The sequence below is a fragment of the Micromonospora sp. NPDC049047 genome (assembly GCF_040649135.1).
Classification (GTDB): domain Bacteria; phylum Actinomycetota; class Actinomycetes; order Mycobacteriales; family Micromonosporaceae; genus Micromonospora.
In genome coordinates, this window is record NZ_JBEZEY010000002.1 from 372,411 (window position 1) to 392,469 (window position 20,059).

15 protein-coding genes are annotated in these 20,059 nt (G+C 71.4%); 9 read left to right on the top strand and 6 right to left on the bottom strand.

What is annotated here, in order from left to right:
* Positions 1 to 19 precede the first annotated feature (19 nt).
* Both AB0B86_RS04720 and AB0B86_RS04725 read right to left on the bottom strand, forming a co-directional pair.
* Positions 20 to 823, bottom strand: a complete 804-nt coding sequence (locus AB0B86_RS04720; protein ID WP_357402572.1) for an RNA polymerase sigma factor SigF — start codon at positions 821 to 823, stop codon at positions 20 to 22.
* 331 nt (positions 824 to 1,154) lie between these two features.
* Complete coding sequence (locus AB0B86_RS04725) at positions 1,155 to 1,715, bottom strand: GNAT family N-acetyltransferase (RefSeq protein WP_357402570.1); 561 nt, start codon at positions 1,713 to 1,715, stop codon at positions 1,155 to 1,157.
* 81 nt (positions 1,716 to 1,796) lie between these two features.
* On the opposite strand from AB0B86_RS04725, the gene AB0B86_RS04730 reads away from it, so the two are divergent.
* The 7 genes from AB0B86_RS04730 to AB0B86_RS04760 all read left to right on the top strand — a co-directional run bounded on the left by AB0B86_RS04730 (position 1,797) and on the right by AB0B86_RS04760 (position 9,787).
* Positions 1,797 to 2,507 carry a siderophore-interacting protein gene (locus AB0B86_RS04730; protein ID WP_357402568.1) on the top strand — a complete coding sequence of 237 codons (711 nt, stop codon included), beginning with the start codon at positions 1,797 to 1,799 and terminating at the stop codon, positions 2,505 to 2,507.
* On the top strand, positions 2,504 to 3,763 hold the full coding sequence (locus AB0B86_RS04735; RefSeq protein WP_357402566.1) for an MFS transporter: 1,260 nt from the start codon (positions 2,504 to 2,506) through the stop codon (positions 3,761 to 3,763). Before AB0B86_RS04730 ends, AB0B86_RS04735 begins: the two co-directional genes overlap by 4 nt.
* Positions 3,764 to 3,787: 24 nt before the next feature.
* The gene (locus tag AB0B86_RS04740; protein WP_357402564.1) at positions 3,788 to 4,960 is read left to right on the top strand and encodes a siderophore biosynthesis protein; all 1,173 of its coding nucleotides are present in this window, start codon (positions 3,788 to 3,790) and stop codon (positions 4,958 to 4,960) included.
* Positions 4,957 to 6,582, top strand: coding sequence for an IucA/IucC family protein (locus AB0B86_RS04745; protein ID WP_357402562.1), 1,626 nt, complete (start codon positions 4,957 to 4,959; stop codon positions 6,580 to 6,582). Before AB0B86_RS04740 ends, AB0B86_RS04745 begins: the two co-directional genes overlap by 4 nt.
* Positions 6,579 to 8,177: an IucA/IucC family protein gene (locus AB0B86_RS04750; RefSeq protein ID WP_357415292.1), complete on the top strand. Its 1,599-nt coding sequence runs from the start codon at positions 6,579 to 6,581 to the stop codon at positions 8,175 to 8,177. Before AB0B86_RS04745 ends, AB0B86_RS04750 begins: the two co-directional genes overlap by 4 nt.
* Positions 8,174 to 9,334, top strand: coding sequence for an alanine racemase (locus tag AB0B86_RS04755; RefSeq protein ID WP_357415295.1), 1,161 nt, complete (start codon positions 8,174 to 8,176; stop codon positions 9,332 to 9,334). Before AB0B86_RS04750 ends, AB0B86_RS04755 begins: the two co-directional genes overlap by 4 nt.
* Positions 9,335 to 9,436: 102 nt before the next feature.
* The gene (locus tag AB0B86_RS04760) at positions 9,437 to 9,787 is read left to right on the top strand and encodes an STAS domain-containing protein (protein WP_357402556.1); all 351 of its coding nucleotides are present in this window, start codon (positions 9,437 to 9,439) and stop codon (positions 9,785 to 9,787) included.
* Positions 9,788 to 9,796: 9 nt separating this feature from the next.
* Here AB0B86_RS04760 and AB0B86_RS04765 read toward each other — a convergent pair whose 3' ends face one another.
* From AB0B86_RS04765 to AB0B86_RS04775, 3 genes are all read right to left on the bottom strand, one after another.
* The gene (locus AB0B86_RS04765; protein WP_357402554.1) at positions 9,797 to 11,041 is read right to left on the bottom strand and encodes a PP2C family protein-serine/threonine phosphatase; all 1,245 of its coding nucleotides are present in this window, start codon (positions 11,039 to 11,041) and stop codon (positions 9,797 to 9,799) included.
* A gap of 145 nt (positions 11,042 to 11,186) precedes the next feature.
* Positions 11,187 to 13,526 (bottom strand): ricin-type beta-trefoil lectin domain protein, encoded by a 2,340-nt coding sequence (locus AB0B86_RS04770; protein ID WP_357415642.1) that lies wholly within the window; start codon positions 13,524 to 13,526, stop codon positions 11,187 to 11,189.
* Between the two features lie 426 nt (positions 13,527 to 13,952).
* Positions 13,953 to 15,272, bottom strand: a complete 1,320-nt coding sequence (locus AB0B86_RS04775; RefSeq protein ID WP_357415301.1) for a lectin — start codon at positions 15,270 to 15,272, stop codon at positions 13,953 to 13,955.
* A 1,048-nt stretch (positions 15,273 to 16,320) separates the two neighbouring features.
* Here AB0B86_RS04775 and AB0B86_RS04780 point away from each other — a divergent pair.
* Complete coding sequence (locus AB0B86_RS04780) at positions 16,321 to 17,727, top strand: glycoside hydrolase family 6 protein (protein WP_357402548.1); 1,407 nt, start codon at positions 16,321 to 16,323, stop codon at positions 17,725 to 17,727.
* Positions 17,728 to 17,862: 135 nt separating this feature from the next.
* On the opposite strand, the gene AB0B86_RS04785 is transcribed toward AB0B86_RS04780, so the two are convergent.
* Positions 17,863 to 19,083, bottom strand: coding sequence for an MFS transporter (locus AB0B86_RS04785; protein WP_357402546.1), 1,221 nt, complete (start codon positions 19,081 to 19,083; stop codon positions 17,863 to 17,865).
* A gap of 268 nt (positions 19,084 to 19,351) precedes the next feature.
* On the opposite strand from AB0B86_RS04785, the gene AB0B86_RS04790 reads away from it, so the two are divergent.
* A complete protein-coding gene (locus tag AB0B86_RS04790; RefSeq protein ID WP_357402544.1) occupies positions 19,352 to 19,996 on the top strand; it encodes a CGNR zinc finger domain-containing protein in 645 nt (214 codons plus the stop codon).
* The last annotated feature ends 63 nt before the right edge of the window (positions 19,997 to 20,059 follow it).

Genomic DNA, 20,059 nt, shown 5'->3' on the forward strand with positions numbered 1-20,059 from the left:
CGGTCGACGACGCCGACGGTCAGAACGAGTTGTCGCCGGAGAGGTGGCGACGCAGCGTGGCCAACGACCGGTTGATCAGCCGGGAGACGTGCATCTGCGAGACACCGACCCGCTCGGCGATCTGGGACTGGGTCAGGTTGCCGTGGAAGCGCAGGCTCAGGATCTCGCGTTCGCGCTCCGGCAGAGTGGCGAGGGCCGGCCCGAGGGCCACCCGGATCTCCACGACGTCGAATTCGTGGTCGTCGCCGCCGAGAGTGTCGCCGAGCTCCCGGTCGCCGGCCCCGATCGGGGTGGACAGTGAGGTGGCCCGGTAGGCGCGGGCACCCTCCAACCCTTCCAGGACGGTCTCCTCGGAGAGGTCGAGGTGGGACGCGATGTCGGCCACTGTCGGCGAGCGGCCGAGGGTCTGGGTCAGCGCGCTGTTCGCCGCGCTTATCGACAGGCGCAACTCCTGGAGGCGGCGGGGCACGCGGACCGCCCAGGTGCGGTCCCGGAAGTACCGCTTGATCTCGCCGATGATGGTGGGGATGGCGTACCCGGCGAAGTCGATGCCGCGGCTGGGGTCGAAGTTGTCGACCGCCTTGATCAGCCCGACCGAGGCGGTCTGGCTCAGGTCCTCGTCGGCGGCGCCGCGCCCGCCGTAGCGGCGGGCCAGGTGTCGGGCGAGCGGCAGCCAGGCCTCGATGACGCGGTCCCGCAGCGCTTGGCGGCGCGGGTCGTCGGCCGGGGTCGCCGCCAGGGTGGCCAGCAGTTCGTCCGGGCTCTGGTCACTGCTTCGGTTGCCGCGGAGGGTGCTGGTAGCGGTTCCGGCGATGCTGGCCATGAGGTGGTCCTTCCCACAGTTGCCCGTCAATCGGATCGACCGGAAGAAGTTCTCCGAACTGGCTGTCGCCGGGGCGCACGTGCGGGCGGGGTGCGCTGTCGCAACGCATGGCCACGATCACGGGCCTCGCCGCCGCGTCATGTCATTCACCTGTCGACCTGGACACTACCCGAAAGATTGAGAGTTTCCTAGCCGAAAGGATGAGTCGATATGGACCGTTAGTGTTTGCGGCAGTGACACACCGCGCCCGCCGCCGCCATGCACGGCCAGCTCTCCCACCTGCGGCGCTACGCCTGGGTCGCCCCTGGCCGCCACCGACAAGGGTCGGTGTTCAGGCCGGCGTCGGGTGCTTCGCCACGAAGCGGGCGCGGGTGAGGAACGCGAGCTGAGCCCGCTTGTCCGGCATGTCGATCTCCGAGTCGAAGGTGAAGCCCTCGATCTCCAACCGGCGCAGGGCGAGGTGGTTGCGGACGTCCGGCTCGACGACGATCCGCTGGGCGGCCGGGTCGCGGAACAGGAAGCGGGCCAGCGCCGGCCCGACGGCGTTGGTGAGGCCGCGGGCGATCCGCCGGTCCGGACTGAGCAGCAGGTGCATCCCGATGTCGCCGGGCTGGACCCGGTAACGCTCGCCGACCGGGTCGGCCTCGGGCTGGTAGGTCTGGAACAGGCCGACCGGCTCGGCTTCCACCATGATCAGGTACGCGTGGTGCGTCGGCAGGCTGTCCACGAAGGCGTAGATGTCGCGGACCTCGTCGACTGTGTGTGCGCCCATGCCCCAGAAGGAGTTCCGGGGTTGGCTGACCCAGCCGTGCAGGAGGGCGGCGTGCCGGTCGGGGTCCACTGTCAGCAACGACAACTCACCGAGACCGGCGACCTTCTCCAGGTGTGTCATCGGGCGCGCTCCTCTGTTCCATCGGGGGCGCAACTTAGGTTAACCTCCCCTAACCAAGGATGACCTTACCTGGAGGGGTGCGTGAAACGGAACTGGGAGGCCCTGGTCCTCAAGGCCATGGGCGGCCGGGACTTTCGGTTGACCGTGCTGGGCACCGAGTCGATCGACGGGCACTACCAGCGCCTGCTCCTCGACGGGGGCGGCCTGCTGGCGGCGTGCGGGGTGCACCCCACGATGTGGATCCGGCTGTGGTTCGACAACGACGGGCGGGCCCACCAGCGCGCGTACACGCTTGTCGACCCCGACCCGGCCACCGGTCGGTTCACGCTCGAATTCGCCCTCCACGACGGCTGCGCGGCCAACTGGGCCACCGGGGCGCAGGTCGGCGACACCATCACCGCGACCGTCCAGGGCAGCGCGTTCGAACTGCCCGACCCGGCGCCCGAACACCTCTACCTCGTCGGCGACGCCGCGTCGCTACCCGCGGTGAACAGCCTGCTCGACGCCGGCGCCGACATCCCGGCCACGGTCTGGCTGGAGTACGCCCACGAGGGCGAGAAGGCGCTCGCGCTGCGCACCCGCGAGCACCACGACGTCACCTGGGTGCCTCGGCGCGACGCCGGTCAACACCTCGTCGACACTGTGTGCGCGGCGCTGCCGGCCAGCGGCGCGGCGCACTACTGGGTGGCCTGCGAGGCCGCCAGCACCCGTGGCATCACCCGGCACATTCGACGGACGCTCGGCGTCGACAAGGACCGGTTGACCTCCCTCGGCTACTGGAAAGCCGCATGAAGGGCCGGCTCGGCACGCTCACCGCGCTGTACGTCACCCAGTACCTCGGCGTCGGTTTCATCACCGTCGGGTTGACCGCCATCCTGCGCGACGGCGGCACCTCACTCGACACCCTTGCGTTGTTGCAGATCGTCGGGCTGATCTGGCCCATCAAGTTCCTCTGGGCGCCGATCCTCGACAGGTACGGGTCGCGACACCGCGGCCACTACCGATCCTGGCTGCTCGTGCTCCAGAGCGCCCTGGTGCTCGCCCTGCTGGCGCTGCTGCCGTTCGCCGACCCGGCCGACGCGCTGGGGCCGATCATCGCGATCTGCGCCGCGTACGTCTTCTTCTCCGCCACCCAGGACATCGCCGTCGACGCCGTGGCCGTCCGGATGCTCGCCGAGTCGGCCCGGGGCACCGGCAACGGCATCCAGGTCGCCGCCAGCTACCTCGGCAACCTGCTCGGCGGCGGTGCCTGCGTGCTGGTCTACGACAGGTTCGGCTGGGCACCGGCGATCGGTCTGCTGGCCGCGATGACCGCTGTCGGTCTGCTCGTGGTGTGGCGGTTCCGGGAGCCGGCCCGGACCGATCGGGTGGCCCGGGTGGGCACTGCCTACCGGGCGTTGCTGTCGGTGTTCGGCCAGCCGGGCTGCCGATGGTGGACCTTCGGCGTGGTGCCGCTTGTCTACGTCGGCGCCGGAATGGCGTACGCCCTGGTCACGCCGGCCCTTGTCGACGCGGGCTGGTCGTTGGGTCGGATCGGTGTCGTGACGGGCGTGGTGACGAGCGCTCCGGCCATCGTGGCGGGCCTGGTCGCGGGGCTCGGGGTCAGTCGCTTCGGGCGCAGTGGCGTGCTCGTGGTCGGCGGGGTGACCCTCACGGTGTCGACGTTGCTGCTGTTGCCGCTGATGAACGGGCGTGCGCCGCTGGCGGCGACGGTCGTCGCGCTCTGCTGCTTCATGGTGGCCTACACCGTCGCCAACGTCGTGCTCTACACGGTCAACATGGACTACTCGCGCCCCGACACCGGCGGCACCGACTTCACCGTCCTGTCGTCGTTCGGCCTGGTCTGCTCGTTCGTGGCGGCGTCCGTCGGCCTCGCGGCGGCCGACCGGGTCGGCTACCCGGCGGTCGCGGTCGCGGCCATCGTGCTGGTGGCCGCCGGCGTCGTCCTCGGCCTCGCGCACCAGCGGCGATTCCCGCACCGGCCGGGTCCCGGCGCCGACCCGATCGTGGAGCAGCCGGTGCCGCACGACGCGCGGGCAGCGGCGTGATCGGGTAGTCAGACGGAGGGCGGTATGAGGATCTGGCTGACCGCGCTCAACCCCACCGACGCCGTCCTGGACGGGTTCCTGCCGGCGGCGGCGGCGCTGGGGCTGTCGGCCACGGTGCTCACCGATCGGCCCACGGAATGGCCGGCGGACGTGCCGGTGACGCGCTGCGCGGTCCGGGACGCGACAGCGGTGGTCGCGGCGGCGGCACCGAACCCGCCGATGGCGCTACTGTCCAACAGCGACCATCTCCAGGAGGCCACCGCGATCGCCGCCCGAGAGCTGGGCCTGCCCGGCAAGGACCCGGAGGCCGCCCGGCTCTGCAAGGACAAGGCCGCGGCCCGGCGGGCGATCGCCGCCGCCGGCCTCGATCTGGTACGCACCGTCACCGTCGACCCGGCAGCCGCGCCGCGGGTGCCGGTCGGCATGTTCCCGGCGGTGGTCAAACCCCGCGAAGGGGTGGCCAGCGAGGACGCGTACCTGGTGGCCGACCACGCCGAGCTGGTCGCCCGGGTCGCCGAGATCCGGAGCCGCCGGCCGGACGTGGCCCTGGTGGTCGAGGAGTACCTCGACGGTGAGCTGCGGACCTTCGAGACCCTCGGCGACGGCACCGGTCTCGCCTCCCTCGGCGGGTGGCGCACCGGCCTCGGCCCACCACCGACCTTCACCGAGGAGAGCCTCTCCTGGTCACCCCCGACCGAGTCGGCGAGCACCCGACTGCGGGCCTGCCTCGCCGCGCTCGGGGTCGGCTTCGGTGCCTGCCACACCGAGTACGTCGTCACCGGCGACGGTCGGGTCCGGCTGATCGAGGTGAACTACCGCCTCATCGGCGACCGGATGGACCTGATCCTCGCCGACCTGCTCGGCGTTCCGCTGTTCGAACACGTCATCCGGCTGCACCTCGGCGAGCCGCTGGCCGCCCTCGCGCTGCCCGCCACCGTCGACGGATACGCCCAGGTCGAGTACGTCTGCGCGGACCGGTCGGGCCGACTCACCGCCGCACCCGGGCCGCTCGACACCCGGCACGGCGAGGTCCGGCTGGGCTGCCGTCCGCTGCGCGCGGTGGGCCGCTTCGCCGAGCGCACCGGCACGAACCGCGACTACCTGGCCGTGCTGCACGCGATCGCCCCGGACCGGGACAGCGTCCGGACGTCGTTGGCCGCCTTCCGCAGCGGTCTTGAGTGGACCATCGTCGAGTGAGCGACGACTGCGAGCGGGAGGTGTTCACCCGGGTGCTCGACGCCCTGCTGCGCGAGGATCACCTCGGTCTGCTCAGCACCGGCCGCCCGGACGGGCCGGACTGGTGGCAGGTGCCGCACCCCGCCGGCCTGCTGCGCATCCCGGTGCGGCCGGACGGCTTCCAACACGCCCTGCGTAGCGCCGCGCCGGCCGTACTGGTGCTCGCCGACGCCGTCACCCACCGGACGGACACCGTGGCCGGGCTGCTGACGTTGCTCGCCCCCCGGGACGACGGCGAGGCGGCGGCCGGCTGGCGGGACTTCCGCGCCGAGTGCCGCGCCGACCTCCGGGCCCGGCGGCTCGCCGCCCGGCACCGGCCACGGGTGCTCGCCGACGTGGCCGCCGCCCGGGCGAACACTCCGACCGGGCTGCCGGCGGCGCTCCTCGACGACGTGCTCGCCGCCCACCACGGGCACCCCGTCTACCCCACCGACCGGTGCCGGCACGGTCTCACCGACGACGAACTGCTCAGGTACGCCCCGGAGCACGCCCCGCGGTTCGCGCTGCGCTGGTACGCCGTACCCGCCCAGGACGTCCGGCTCGCGGGTGAGCTGCCGGCCTGGTGGCCACGCGCGGCGCGACCGGACCAGCTGCTGCTGCCCGCGCATCCGATCACCGTGGCCCGCGCCGCGCTCCCGGTGACCGACCTGCCTGTGACACCGGTGCGGCCCACCCTCTCGATGCGGACGGTGGCGCTCGACAGCGACCCGTACCTGCACCTCAAGCTGCCGTTACCAACCGCGAGCCTCGGCGCCCGCAACCGACGCACCCTGCACCCGGGCTCGCTCGCCGACGGCGCGGCGGTCGCCGCGCTGCTCGACCGGACCGCCCACGCCGAACCCGCCTTCGCCGGGCGGATCCGGCACGCCGACGAGAGCACCTGGGCGCACGTCGACGGCGACGAACGGCGCGGCTTCCTGCTCCGCCGGTTTCCGCGCGACCTGGATGGGGTCCAGGTGGTGCCGGTCGCGGCCCTGGCCGCACCCGACCCGGTCGCGGGCACGGTGCTGGCCCGGATCAGCCCCGACCGGCCCGCGGCACTGCTGGATTCCTACCTGGACCTGCTCCTCGACTGGCACGTCTTCCTGTGGTTGCGCCACGGCATCGCCCTTGAGGCACACCCGCAGAACATCCACCTGTTGGTGCACGCCGACGGCTCGGTCGGCCTGCTCTACAAGGACAACGACGGCGCCCGACTCGACCCGCGTTACGGTGGCCCGACCGGGCTCACCCTGCACGACCACCGGATGTGGGCGCGCGATCCACAGGAACTGGCCGACGTGTTCATCACCATCACCCTGCACCTGGCCGCGGCGGCGCCGCTCGTCGCGCTGGCCGCCCGCGGGCTGCCCGTGCCGTCCCCCGCCGAGGCGCTGGCGCCCCGGCTCGCCGCCGCCCGGGACCGGTGGGGCGACGGACCGGCGGCGCGGACCCTCACCGAACGGGTGCTGCGCGCCGCCCACCTGCCCGTTAAGGCGATGCTCACCGCCGGCACCCTGCTGCCCAAACAGCGGCTGGGCTGCGCCGACATCAACAAGTACTACCTGCGTACCGGCCCGAACTACCTGCGGGAGACACAATGACGAGCGTGCGGTTGTGCTCCCGGCCGGCCACCGCCTCCGGCCAGCTCGCCGACCTGGCCGCCGCCCACGCCGTTTTCGGGTGCCTGATCCGCGAACTCGCCCCACCGGACGGTGCACCGACCGTGGTCGACGGCGCAGCCCGGGTGCTGCTGCCACACCTCCAGGTCACGCTGCGCTGCGCGGTCGCCCGGGCCGACCCGCTCGGCGCGCACCGCTACGCCGGTCCGGTGCAGCGGATGACCGACGCGGGGTGCTGGGCGGACCTGGACGCCGACGGGCTGGCCGCGTTGGTCGCGGCGGAACTCACCACCCGGACCGGCCTGGTGAACGACGAGTTCGTCGAGCAGGTCCACGCCAGCCGGGACACCGTGGCCCGGCTGCTCGCCGAACGACCGACCGAGGATCGCGCCCGCACCGGCGAGGCCGCCATCGACGCGTACGTCGACTCGGAGCAGTCACTCGTCTTCGGTCACCCCCACCACCCCACCCCGAAGTGGCGCAGCGGCGACCCGGAGCGTTGGCGGGCGTACGCGCCGGAGCTGCGCACCTCGTTCCGGCTGCACTGGCTCGCCGTACCGGAAGACCTGGTCGCCGGGGCCGGGCCGTTCGATCCACTCGTGGCGGCCCTCGACCCGCCCCGGCCGCCGCGCGGGCACCGCGTCCTGCCGGTGCACCCCTGGCAGCTGGCACTGCTTCCGCCCGCCCACCCCCGGCTGCGCGACCTGGGGGCGGCCGGCGTACCGGTGCGGCCGACGGCGAGCGTGCGCACCCTCTACGCCCCGGCGGCCGACCTCTTCGTCAAGACCAGCCTGCACGTGCGGATCACCAACTGCCTGCGCAAGAACGCCCGCTACGAACTCACCGGCGCGGTCGCGCTTACCGACCTGCTGTCCCGGGTGCCGCTGCCGGACGGGGTCGGGCTGCTCGCCGAGCCCGCCTACCGCACTGTCGACATCCCCGGCCCGGACGAGGCGTACGGGACGATCCTGCGCACCGGCCTGCGCCCGCACCTGCGACCCGAGGACACCCCGATCCTGGCGGCGGCGCTGGCCGCCGAGCCGCTGGCGACACCGGACCCGGTGGCCTGGTGGCGGGCGTACGTCGAGCTGCTGGTGCCGGCGGTGCTGCGCGGCTGGCTCAGCCACGGCGTGGTGTACGAGGCGCACCTGCAGAACGTGGTCGTCGTCCTCGACGGCGACCGCAGCCCGGTACGCATGCTGCTGCGCGACCTGGAGGGGGTGAAGCTTGCCGCCGACCGGTGGGCCGCCTGGCCGGAGGGTGTTCCGGCGCAGGTCCGCTACGGCCCCCGGGACGCCCACCGCCGGATCGTCTACTGCCTGTTCGTCAACCACCTCGGCGGCATCTGCGGGGCGCTCGCCGATGCGCGGCCGGGCCTCGAACGGCGGCTGTGGCAGGAGCTGCGGGCCGTCGTCGAGGCGGTCGCCGCCGACCTCGACGATCCGCCCGAGCTGCGTGCGCTGCTGGCCGGCGAGCCGCTTGTGGCCAAGGCCAACCTGCTGGTCCGGTGGCGGCGCGACGCGGACCGGGCCGCACCGTTCGTGCCGGTGCCCAACCCGCTGGGCCGGCCGCGGTGACCCGCCCGGTCTACGTCCACGACCTCGATGCGCTTGCCGCACATGCCGGCGCGATCCGGGCGGCGCTGCCCCGGGCGGTCGAGCTGCTCTACGCGGTAAAGGCCAACCCGGATCCCGGCGTCCTACGGACCCTCGCCCCGATCGTCGACGGGTTCGAGGCGGCGAGTCGGGGCGAGCTGCGGAGACTGGCCGAGGTGTCGCCGGGTCGCGTCCCGGCCGCGTACGCCGGGCCGGGTAAGACCGACGCGGACCTCGCCGCCGCGCTGGCCGCCGGGGTGCGCCGCATCCACGTCGAATCGCCGGCCGAGCTGCGGCGACTCGGCGCGCTGGCCGCCGCCGCCGGCCGGTCCGCCCAGGTGCTGCTGCGGGTGAACCTGCCGGTCGACGCGCCCGGCGCGAGCCTGGTCATGGGCGGTGGGCCCAGCCCGTTCGGGATGGACCCGGCCGACGCGGTGGAGTGCGCAAGCCGACCACCCGCCGGCATCGACGTACGCGGAGTCCACGCGCATCTGGCCAGCGGGCTGGACGCCCCGCTCGCGGCCACTGTCGCCGCCGCAGTGGTCCGCTGGGCGACGGCCGAGCTCGGTGCCGTCGAGGTCGACGTCGGCGGGGGCATGGCCGTCGACTACGCCGACCCGGCGGCGCGATTCGACTGGGTCGGCTACGGCCGGGCACTTGGCGAGGTCCTCGACGCGTACCCGGGGGTGCGGTTGCGGATCGAGCCGGGCCGGTCGGTCACCGCGTACTGCGGGGCGTACCTCACCGAGGTGATCGACGTGAAGCGCTCCTACGGTGAGTGGTTCGTGGTGGTCGCCGGCGGCACCCACCACCTGCGCACACCGGCGGCGAAGGGACACCCGCAGCCGTTCACCGTGCACCGGCGGCGCGGTGTCGACGGCGCCCGCACCGACGGTGGGCCGATCACCGTGGTCGGGCAGCTCTGCACGCCGAAGGACGTGCTGTCCTCCTCGGCCACCGCCGGGCCGATCGGCGTGGGTGACGTGCTGGCCTTCGCCATGGCCGGCGCGTACGCCTGGAACATCAGCCACCGCGACTTCCTGCTGCACGAACCGCCGATCTTCCGCACCGGCGACCCGCTGCGGGTGGCCGTCGAATGGGCCACCCGTCCCGATCTGGTGGGGCGGGAAGTTCCGTGACGGGGGCGCGCCCCGACGAGCGGTTGCCGCCGACTTCTGGCACGGTGAGGGTGGCGCGTTGGGTCGCCGAGTTGCCGGCGACGGCCGTACCGAGGGGGTTGGGTGAACTTCACGCTGTCAACGCGGCAGGGGCGGGTCGGCACCGTCGTGGAGGCCGCCGGCGACCTCGACATGAGCACCACGCCCGAGCTACGGGACCAGTTGCACCAACTGGTGCAGAACGGTGTCCAGGTGGTGGTGGTCGACCTGACCGACGTCGGATTCATAGACTCCAGCGGCCTCGGCGCGCTCGTGGTCGCCTACAAGGACCTGCAGGCGCGGGGCGGTTCGCTCGCCCTGGCCGGGGTCCGCCGCACGGTGCGTAAGGTGTTGTCGATCACCTCGGTGGACCGCGTGATCGACATCTTCGACACGGTGGACGACGCCGAGGAGGCGGCACGGGCGGCGTCGTGACCACCCTCGCTAGGGAAAGTCGCTGGCGCGGGCGGTGTCGGCGCCGGCCCGGCTCGACCGCGGTTCCTGGCTCCCGTACCAGTCGATGATGAGCAGGGTCGCGTCGTCGGCCAGGGCCGGCCCGGCGATCGCCAGCACCTCGTCGGACAGCGCCCGGACCGCCTCGCGTGGATGCAGATGGGCGATGCGGAGCAGGGCGGCGGGCAGGTCGAGGTTGCTGGCGTTGCGTTCGCGCATCCCGTCGGTGACGATGACCAGCCGGTCACCGGGCCTCAGGGACACCTCGCCGCTGCGGTAGCCCTCGTCGGGAAACATGCCCAACGGAAAGTTGGCGGGCAGTTCCACAGGCGCGGCCCGGCCGTCGCGGACCAGCATCGGCGGCACGTGCCCCGCGTTGAGCAGCTCGCCCCGACCGGTGCCCAGGTCGATGCGGCCCAGTACGGCGGTCATGTACGTGCCGCGTACGTTCGCGTTCTCGGCGATGGCCCGGTTGGCTGTCTCGGCCTGTGCGATCAGGCTGTCGCCGCGCCGGCGGGTGTTGCGCAGGCTACCCACGCCGAGGGTGGCGGTCAGTGCGCTGGCCACGCCGTGGCCCATCGCGTCGGTGACGCTGACGTGCAACGCGTCGCGGGCCACGCTGTAGTCGAAGGTGTCTCCGCCGACGCTCGCGGCGGGCTCCAGCCAGCCGGAGAGGGCGAATGTGTTCGCCTCGCAGGTGAACGCGGCGGGTAGCAGGCGGCGTTGGATCTCGGCGGAGAGCGTGAACGGGGTGCTGCGTTGCCCCCACTCGAACAGGTCGGTGTGCCGGCGGTTGGCGATGACCACGAACGCCAGCGCGTGCGCGGTGCGGGCGATCTCCGCGATCGTGGCGGCACCCGGTTCGACGGGCAGGTCGATCTCCAGCAGGCCGATGGTCTCGCCGCGCTCGGTGACGGGTGCGAGCACCGTCCAGCGGCGCTCACCGGGCAGCACGAGCGTGGTCTGCTGGCGCAGTGCCTGCTCGTGCGGGCCGCCGTCGAAGTGGAGAACCTCGGCGGCCTCCTCGCCCTGCCGCCGACCGGGGCGGTCGGCGAGCGTCTGGTGGGTCAGCCGGACCAGCGCTCGGCCGCTGAGGTCGGCGATGAGCAGCGACACGTCGAGCGCGTCCAGGGCCTTGGCGATGGTGTCGGTGACCGCCTCGACCGCCTCGACGGGCGCGGCCTCCTCGGCCGACTGGAGCATCCCGGCCAGCACGGTCTGATCGTTGTCCTGCACCCGTCGAGCATAGGCAGCGCACCACCCGGCAGGAACCCGGCCCGCGCGCCGAAGCGCCCGAGCCGCGGCAGACGACTGCCGGCCGCTCAGTCGAGCGGCCGGCAGCCACGACCCGGGTACGGGCCTTCGCCCGCAGGTCAGCCGGTCAGCCGCGGATCCACTGCTGGTTGCTGCCACCGGTGCAGGTCCAGATCTGCACGGCGGTGCCGTTTGCGGTGCCCGCGCCGTTGACGTCCAGGCAGAGCCCCGATCCGATCCCGGTGATCGTGCCGTCGGCGTTGACCCGCCACTGCTGGCCGCTACCGCCGCTGCAGGACATGATCCGCGCGCGGCTTCCCGCAGTGGTGCCCGCCACGTCGAGGCACTTGTTGCCGTAGACGGTCAGCTGGTTGCTCGAGGTGAGCGTCCACTGCTGGTTCGCGCCGCCGTTGCAGTCCCAGATCTGCACGACCGAACCGTCGGCCTGGCTCTGGCCGTTGACGTCCAGGCACCGGTTGGAGCCCGCGCCGCGGATAGCCGTGGTCGCGCCCGGCTCACCGGAGTTGCCGACCGGCGTGATGGTGAGGTTGTCGAACTGGGCGGTGACTCCCTGACCGGTGCCGTACCCGATCTGGCCGGCGACCCAGGTCGAGTCGGAGGCCGTGCCGACGGTGGCGCCGTCGATGCTCGCGGTGAGGGTGCTTCCGTTGAGAGTGAGCGCCAGGGTGTGCCAGCGTCCGGTGCCCAGCGCGGAGGTGTTACCGCTGGCCAGCGTGCGCCAGTTGCCGCTTGTGTTGTTGCTGCGGATCGACCACGCGCCACCGTCGGTCACCCGGAAGTAGTAGCCGTTGAGGTTCTGTGGCCCCTGGTGGTTGTAGGTGTTCGCGCGGCCGACGAGCTGCGCGTAGCCGGACTTCTCCAGCATGACGTCGGAGGAGACCGTGTAGTTGCGCCAGCTCAGGTCACCCAGCAGCGTGTACGGCTCGGCCTGGCCGGACGTCCAGAAGATCGGCGTCTGCTCGGACATCTGCCGTACGCACCGGCCGGAGCGGCCACCGCCGCAGGCGGCGATCTCGAACGAGCCCTGCTGGTCCATGAGGTACTTGGCCTCACGCCCGACGTCGTAGCTGTCGAAGGTGTCGCTGTACGGCAGCTTCAGGGTGCCCTGTGCCGGGCTGGTCGCCGTGCCCTTGCCCTGGCCGCTGGTGGTGGTGATGCTGTAGACGTAGCCGGGCTGGACGGTGAGTGAGAAACGCCCCCCGCTCGGCGTGATGTCGTTGCCCCGGACGAAGTGGTCGGCGGTGTTGTTCGACCGGACGTTCGTCGACCAGACGTGCACGGTCCCGGAGGACAACCCGCCGGTGACGGTGAAGTCGAGGGTCTGCGCCGACCCGGCGTCCATCGTCTCGATGATGGTGCTGTAGTCGCTGTTGTTTGTGGACTTCAGCGAGACGTAGCTGCCGTTGTTGCGGTTACCGCCGAGGTAGCCGGTCGAACCGTCGAGGTAGCGCCAGCCGGGGGCGGTGAACTGCGTGGTCTGCGCCATCACCCACGCGCTCTTGCCGATCGAGTACGCGCCGGACCAGGGCTGCTGGGCCACCGCCACGCCGGTGGTCGCCCACGGGATGTTGGGGGTGATGGCGGCGATGGCGGGCCAGTTGATGTAGCCGGTCATCTTGCCGTCGATGTAGCCACGGTTGATGCCCCGGGCGAGCGCCTGTGCCCCGGCGTTGTAGTCGTCGGAGCCGTTCTCACTCGCCCACAGCGACTTGCCGGTGGAGACCGCGTTGCCGGAGCTGGGGCAGCTGGTCTGCGCGCTGCGGTAGCCGCAGACGTAGTGGCTGCCGAAGACCTGCACGGCGTTGGCGAACGCCGGGTCCCGCAGGGCCTCGTCGGCGGCGCCCCAGCCGAAGTCGTCCGAGGCGACGATCTTCACGCTGCTGTAGCCGTGGGAGTTGAGGGCCGAGCGCAGGTTCTTGTACCAGGTGGCGTTGAAGCCCTTCTCGTTCCACCCGCCGAGATAGTTGATGGTCAGCCCGTGGGTGGCCGCGCAGTCCAGCCAGGCCACCAGGTAGTCGATCGAGTCGTTGGACCAGAAGTTGCCGTTCCCGATCCAGCCCGGCGCTCCCCACGACAGGCCCGCCAGGGCGATGTTGGCGTTACGCGCCCTCGCCTGCTCCATCAGCCACCACTCGTAGCCCCGGTTGCAGTTGATGTTGCCCCGGGTGTGCTCGTGGCTGGGCTCCGCGCCGGAGGTGGAGTTGGTGTCCCCGCCGATCTCCGTCTTCAGTAGCTGCATGGCGGCGCCGCGGCCCGGCTTGAACAGGTAGTCCAGGATGTCGCTGCGTTGCGGTTCCGGGTAGTCGACAAGCAACCGGCTGTTGCCGCCGCCACCGCTTACCGCGCCGATCCCGTCGAGCGCCCGTCCACCGGACCCACCGTTGATCGTGATGGCGGTTGCCGCCTGGGCCGGCGAGGCGAAGCCGGTGAGCACCGCTGCCGCCATCACCACCGATCCCACAAGCGAGGCGGTCCATTGGCGCGGACGCCACAGGCGCCGCCGGGACCGTCCGCGTGGCTCCACCTCGCCTGCACTGTGCCGATGACTCTCTCGATCGAACATCTGACCCGCCTCCCCAGCCGGTTTCGACAGCGAAGCCGTACGTCACACGGTGAGCTGGCGTACTGCGCGCAGTCGCTTCAATCGAAGATCACTAATAAATAGACGTCGTATGTTAGGCACCGAATCGATCGCCGGTCAACCGTGTGGACCAGGTAAAAGTCGCCGATCGGTGCCGGTGGGACATGTGTTGGGGCGCAGAAATATCAGATGAATGTGCGGTGCCGCGCGCCCGACCGGTCCGGCGGCGAAACCGGCTGGTTCCGCCGCCGAACCGGGCCTACCGGTGGCCTCCCGAGAGGTCCGCCGGAATCAGATGCGGCTCCATCGTTGGTTGGCCGCGCCGTTGCAGTCCCAGATCTGGACGCGCGTGCCGTTGGCAGTGCCGTTGCTGACCACGTCCAGGCACCGGCCCGAACCAACGCCGGTGATCGAACCGTCGGCGTTGGGCCGCCACCGCTGGTTGGACTGGCCGTTGCAGTCCCAAATGATCACCGAGCTGCCGTTCGCGGTGCTGGCGCCGTTGACGTCGAGACACTTACCACCGAAGACGCGCAGCTCCTGGGCCCCGGTCAACGTCCAGCTCTGGTTGCTCTGGCCGTGGCAGTCCCAGATGATCGCCGCCGCGCCGTTGGTCTGGGAGGCGCCGTTGACGTCCAGGCACCGTCCGGAGGCCGCGTTGCGCAGGGTCGAGGTGCCACCCGGCGGCGGGGTGCTGGTCGGGCTGGCGGTCGGCGACGTCGTCGGAGTCGGCGTGGGGTCGGTGCTGCCGAACTGGGTGAAGAACCTCCACACCTCGCCCTTGGTCCAGGTCCTGGCTCCGCTGTCCCCGCCGCCGTCCACCGGACCGGGGGTGTGCCCGCCGTCGAAGGCCGCCCACACCACCGGATAGCCGGATCGGCAGCCGGAGTAGGTGGTGGTGATGTGGGTCAGGCTGCCCGCCCTCGGCTCGGGTGGGTTCTGTGCGGTGCACCCGTTGGCCCGGACGAAGGTGTCTCGCAGGGACCGTCCGGCGGAGACGTTCAGCACCGGGTCCCCGATGCCGTGGATGCCCATGTACGCGATCGGCTGCGTACCGCCGCCGCACCCGCTGAGCTGCCCGCCGGAGTACACCGCGACAGCGCGGAAGACATTCGCCCGGGAGCAGGCGAGCGAGTAACTCATGCCGCCGCCGTAGCTGAAGCCGAGCGCGAAGAGCTGCGTCGTGTCGACACAGAGGTCTGCCTCGATCAGGCTGATCATGTTGTCGACGAAGGTGACGTCCTGGCCGCCGGGGTTGGCCCAGCCGTTGCCGTTGCCCTGCGGGGCGACGAAAATGGTGCTGTTGTTCGCCTGCTGCCGCAGCCCGTAGTAGGACCAGGCTGCCCCGTCCGCCCCGCCGCCGTCGACGTCGTTGGCGGTGCCGCCGTTCCAGTGGAACCCGAAGATCAACCGGTACGGGTGGTTCCGGTCGTAGTTGTCAGGAATCCTCAGGATGAAGGTGCGGTTCTGGCCGCCGCTCTGGATGGTTCGTGAACCGCTGGTCAGCGTGGGCGCCTTGCCGCACCCGGCGGTCGCCGCGGCCGGCACGATGTCCGCGGCCGACGCGGTGGTGCTCAGGCCGCCAGCCAGTGCCGCCGCGCTCACGGTCACGACGACAGCCGCCGCCGTTGCCAGAAAGCCAAGGATGGGTCTACGTCTTGTCACGATGGGGCTCCCGCCACTCGACACGAACTGACTCAGGTGCGGGGAGTCCACGGCGACACCCGCACCGCTACCACGCGCCACCTCGGGTCACTCCGCCGACCATGCTCGGCGCGGAGGAACCTCGGCAGACGCGACCTGTCCACGGCATCCGGCCGCTAATCGCCACGGCTCCCTGCGGCTGGTCTCGCCGCCCATGCGGGACCAGTTGGTCGTCGGATCTTTGGTGGCCGACACCGGGGGCGTCCCGAACCTCGACGGCCGACCGCCGGACGGTGCCGGAGCACCCCGCTCGACCCTTGAATCGATTCGCCCCGACGCTAGATTGAGCAGTGAAGTATGTCAATGCTGTGTCCGGCGGGTTGCGACTCGGCCCCGAGCCCGTCGGCGCGACCGGTTCCGGTACGGCGACTGTCACTAGCGCGTCTGCGCCGGTGGCGGCATGCCCCCGTCGGGCCCGGGCCGGCAAAATGCGGGCCAGTCCCGGTGCCTCCAGGGGCGCGTCTCCGCGATCGATGCCGTACCGCGCCGCCCTCGACCCGTGCCGGGCGCCCGCCGCCGGCCGGCTCCTGGGTTGCGGCGCTGCCGGCCCGGCTCCCGACGGCTGCCGCTCGCGGCTCAAGGTCACGTCCGGCGGGAAGGTCCGACCTTCCGACAGCGCCTTCGTGCCGGTTGACTGCGGGCGGCTCGTCCCGACCGCCCGCTCCGGGTCGGACCCGAGGGGTAGGCGGCGTCGCGTAGGTGGCGGACCGGGAAGCGGGACAACATAAGTGGCGCATGGAGCCCGGCGCTGACCGAGGTCAGCAGGGCGACCCCGGCTGCCGTGGAGGCCGGCGAGCGCGCCGGCGCGATGCGGTAGTGAGTTTGGAATATAAACAAGGATCACTGCCTCAAGAACGAGTCCGGACACCTTGGCAGCGGGGCGTGCCTCCGCTACCGTCCATGGGAACGCTCCCATGAATTCGGTAACATCTATGTGATCAGGAGGCAACACGTCGTGGCTATGTTTAGCTCGCTCCTCCGCAGATCGGTGGCCACCAGCGTGGCGGCCGTCGCGGGCGCCACTGCCATCGGCGTCTGTCTGGCCGTCGGCAGCGCCTCCGCCGGCACGCTGTCCGGATCGCTCTACCGCGACCCGAGTTCGGCCGTCGTACGCTGGGTCGCCGCCAACCCCGGTGACTCGCGTGCCGCCGTCATCCGCGACAAGATCGCGAGTCAGCCGCAGGCCCGCTGGTTCGCCAACTTCAACCCCTCGACAGTGCAGTCCGAGGTCTCCGGGTTCATCGGCGCCGCCAACTCGGCACAGCAGATCCCGGTGCTGGCGGTGTACGAGATCACCAACCGGGACTGCGGCGGAGCCAGCGCCGGTGGGGCACCGGACCTCAACCAGTACCAGACCTGGGTGTCCAACTTCGCCAGAGGGCTGGGCAACCAGACCGTCATCATCATCCTGGAAACCGACTCGCTCGCCCTGCTGACGTGTCTGAACAGCAGCGAGATCAACGCGCGTAACCAGGCGATCTCGACGGCCACCCGGACCATCAAGTCGGCCAACCCCAACGCCAAGGTGTACCTGGACGCGGGCCACTCCACCTGGAACAGCGCGAATGAGACGGCCAACCGGCTCCGAGCGGCCGGAGTGCAGTACGCCGACGGCTTCTTCAGCAACGTGTCGAACTACAACTCCACCTCCAGCGAGGCGAACTTCGGCCGGGCGGTCATCTCCGCCCTCAACGGCATGGGCCTCTCGGGCAAGCGCCAGGTCATCGACACCAGCCGCAACGGTGGTGCCAGCGGCGACTGGTGCGGCGACGACAACACCGACCGGCGCATCGGGCAGTACCCGACGACCAACACCGGCGACAGCAACATCGACGCGTACCTCTGGGTGAAGCCGCCGGGGGAGGCTGACGGCTGCCGCTACACGGCCGGTTCGTTCCAGCCCGACCTGGCCTACAGCCTGGCCAACGGTGTGCCCAACCCGCCCACCACCGCGCCGCCGACGACCGCGCCGCCGACGACCGCGCCGCCGACGACCGCGCCGCCGACCACGGCGCCGCCCACGACGGCCCCGCCGACCACGGCCCCGCCGACCACCCCGCCGCCGACCGGTAACGGCTGCTCCGCGTCGGTGTCGGTCAACCAGTGGCCCGGCGGCTTCACCGCCAGCGTGACGGTCACCGCCGGCTCCGCAGACATCAACGGCTGGACCGCGACCCTCACGCTGCCCGGCGGCGCCGCTGTCACCAGCGTCTGGAACGCCCAGGCCAGTGGCAGCAGCGGCACCGTCCAATACACGAACGTGGGCTACAACGGACGCGTCGGCGCCGGGCAGTCGACCAACTTCGGCTTCCAGGGCACCGGCACCGGTCCGGGCACGACCGTCACCTGCGCGGCCAGCTGACCACACCCGATGCCAGGGCCCGGCGCGGAGGAGCATCCTCCACGCCGGGCCCTGCGGCACGGGCGCCCGGGGGTGTGCGCCGTGACGACGGCCGAGCTGTCGGCATCGTGAGTCACGCCTTTCGGGCCGTGGGACTCACGCACCGGCTGCGGAGTGTCCGACCGGCTGTGGATCGCGACCACGACTGACAGTCTCCTGGCCGACTCCCCTCCTGCGGGACAGCTCGTGGCAGGCGAGCAACGCGAACGCCGCGCCCGTCAGCAGGCCGGCGAACAACGGGATGACGCGTACCCCGGCCGTCGCCAGCAGGCCCGCGCCGATGAGCGAGCCGACGGCGAGGCCGACGTTGAACGCGACGCTGAGGCTTGCCGACGCCATGTCGGTGGTCGACGGGGTCACCTGCATGATGCGGTGCTGGATGCTTGCGATGAGCGAGCTGAACGACATCCCCGCCACGGCGAGCAACGGGATCGTCAGTACCTTGCTCGTGCCCACCCCGTAGAGGCCGAGCATCGCGGCGGTAATGAGCCCGAGCAGTGCCAGCACGACACCGAGCGGAAACCGGTCCAGGACCCGGCCCACCGCCCAGGTGCCGGCGACGCCGAACGAGCCCTGGACGAACAGCAGTATGCCGAGAGACGCCGCAGCGAACCCGCTGACGTCGAGGAGGAAGACGGTCATGTAGGTGAACGCGCCCATGGCGCCGGTGACCGCGAGGACGGTGGCGACAAGGATTACGACGAAGCGGTGCCGATCCGGCAGTGGGCCGGTGTCGGCAGCACTCTCCTGTGTTGTGACGTTCGGCAGCAGCAGGACCACCGCGATGCACGTGACGAAGCCGAGAACGGCCATCGCGAGAAACGCCGCCCGCCACCCGGCCTGCCCGCCCAGCCAGGTGCTCAGCGGTACGCCGAGGACCGGGCCGAGAGCGTTGCCGATCGACAGTCGGGCCACGATGCGGCCGCGGATGTTCGCGGGGAACATCGAGATCGCCACGGGGAACACCACCGCCCAGAAGATGCCGTTGGTGGTGGCGGAGACCAGCCGTGCGGCGAGCAACACCTCGTAGGAGGACGCGAAGGCCGACACCGCAGTCGCCGCGGCGAACACACCGAGCGAGCCGGCGAGCAGTGGGCGCCGGGGCACTCGCCGGGTGATCCGGGTCAGTGGAAGCGCCACAATCATGACCACCACGGCGTACCCGGTCACCAGCAGACCTGCCTCGGACCTGGTGCGTCCCAGGTCTGGCGCGATCAGCGTGAGCAACCCGATCGGAAGCACCTCGGTGGTGACGTAACAGAAGGTCGCGGCGGACAACGCGGCGAGGGCATACACCGCGCGTCGTTGGTGCGCCATTGGTTACCTCCCAGATTCTCGACAGGACGCAGCAAGAAGCCGCCACGCAAGCGGTACGCAGCCGACCCGCGATCAATGGCACGAGCCACACCGGAGTGATTCCTGCTAGCTGGGTTTTGAAGGTAGCATAGACGTGCCGTTATCTCTGCCCGTTGTCGTCGAGCGGGGGTGTATCACGGGTGGACACAGGCCACGGCGAACTTCGCCGGGCCCATCTGCTCGGCTCATAACCACCGTCTATGCCGATATAGCTGGTAGCATCCTGGGCATGCCGCTCGATGTCTCCCAGCTACCGTTGGTTGGCGGCCACCCCGCGCTCGACCTGGTCAACACACTCGAGCGAGGGGGTGGCTCGCCACACGACTTCCTGGGCGACAGCCCCGCTCTGCTGCGTTGGTCGGTCCGGGTGGGCGTGGTCAGCGACGCCGAGGCCGACCAGGTCGGCCGCGTCTGGCGCGACGAGCCCGCGGCGGCGCAGGCCGGTCTGGCCGCGGTGCGGGACGTGCGCGAAGGGCTGCATCTCGTGCTGCTCGCGACGATCGCGGACGGTGGGACGACGGGTGACCCTGTCGCGGCCGGCGCCGCGCTTGTCGCATTACATCAACGCTGGTCGGGCGCGGCCGCCCGAGCGAGCTTCGTGCTCGACTCGTCGCGGGTGCGGCTGACCTACGGCACGGTGCCGGCCATGATGGTGCCCGACCGGATCGCCGACGCCGCCCTCGACGTCATGCTGACCGCCGACCTGACCCGGGTGCGCCGCTGCCCGGTGGGCGAAGGTGGTTGTGGCTGGATGTTCCTGGACCAGAGTCGCAGCGGTTCCCGCAGATGGTGTCGCATGGCCGACTGCGGCAACGCGGTGAAGGCGCGACGCCTCACTGAACGTCGCCGTGCCGTCCGGGCAAACCGCGCGTAGGCAGTCGACGATGGCTGCGTCAGCGCAGCTCGTTGGTCGGGAAGGGGCACGATGATGAGGGCC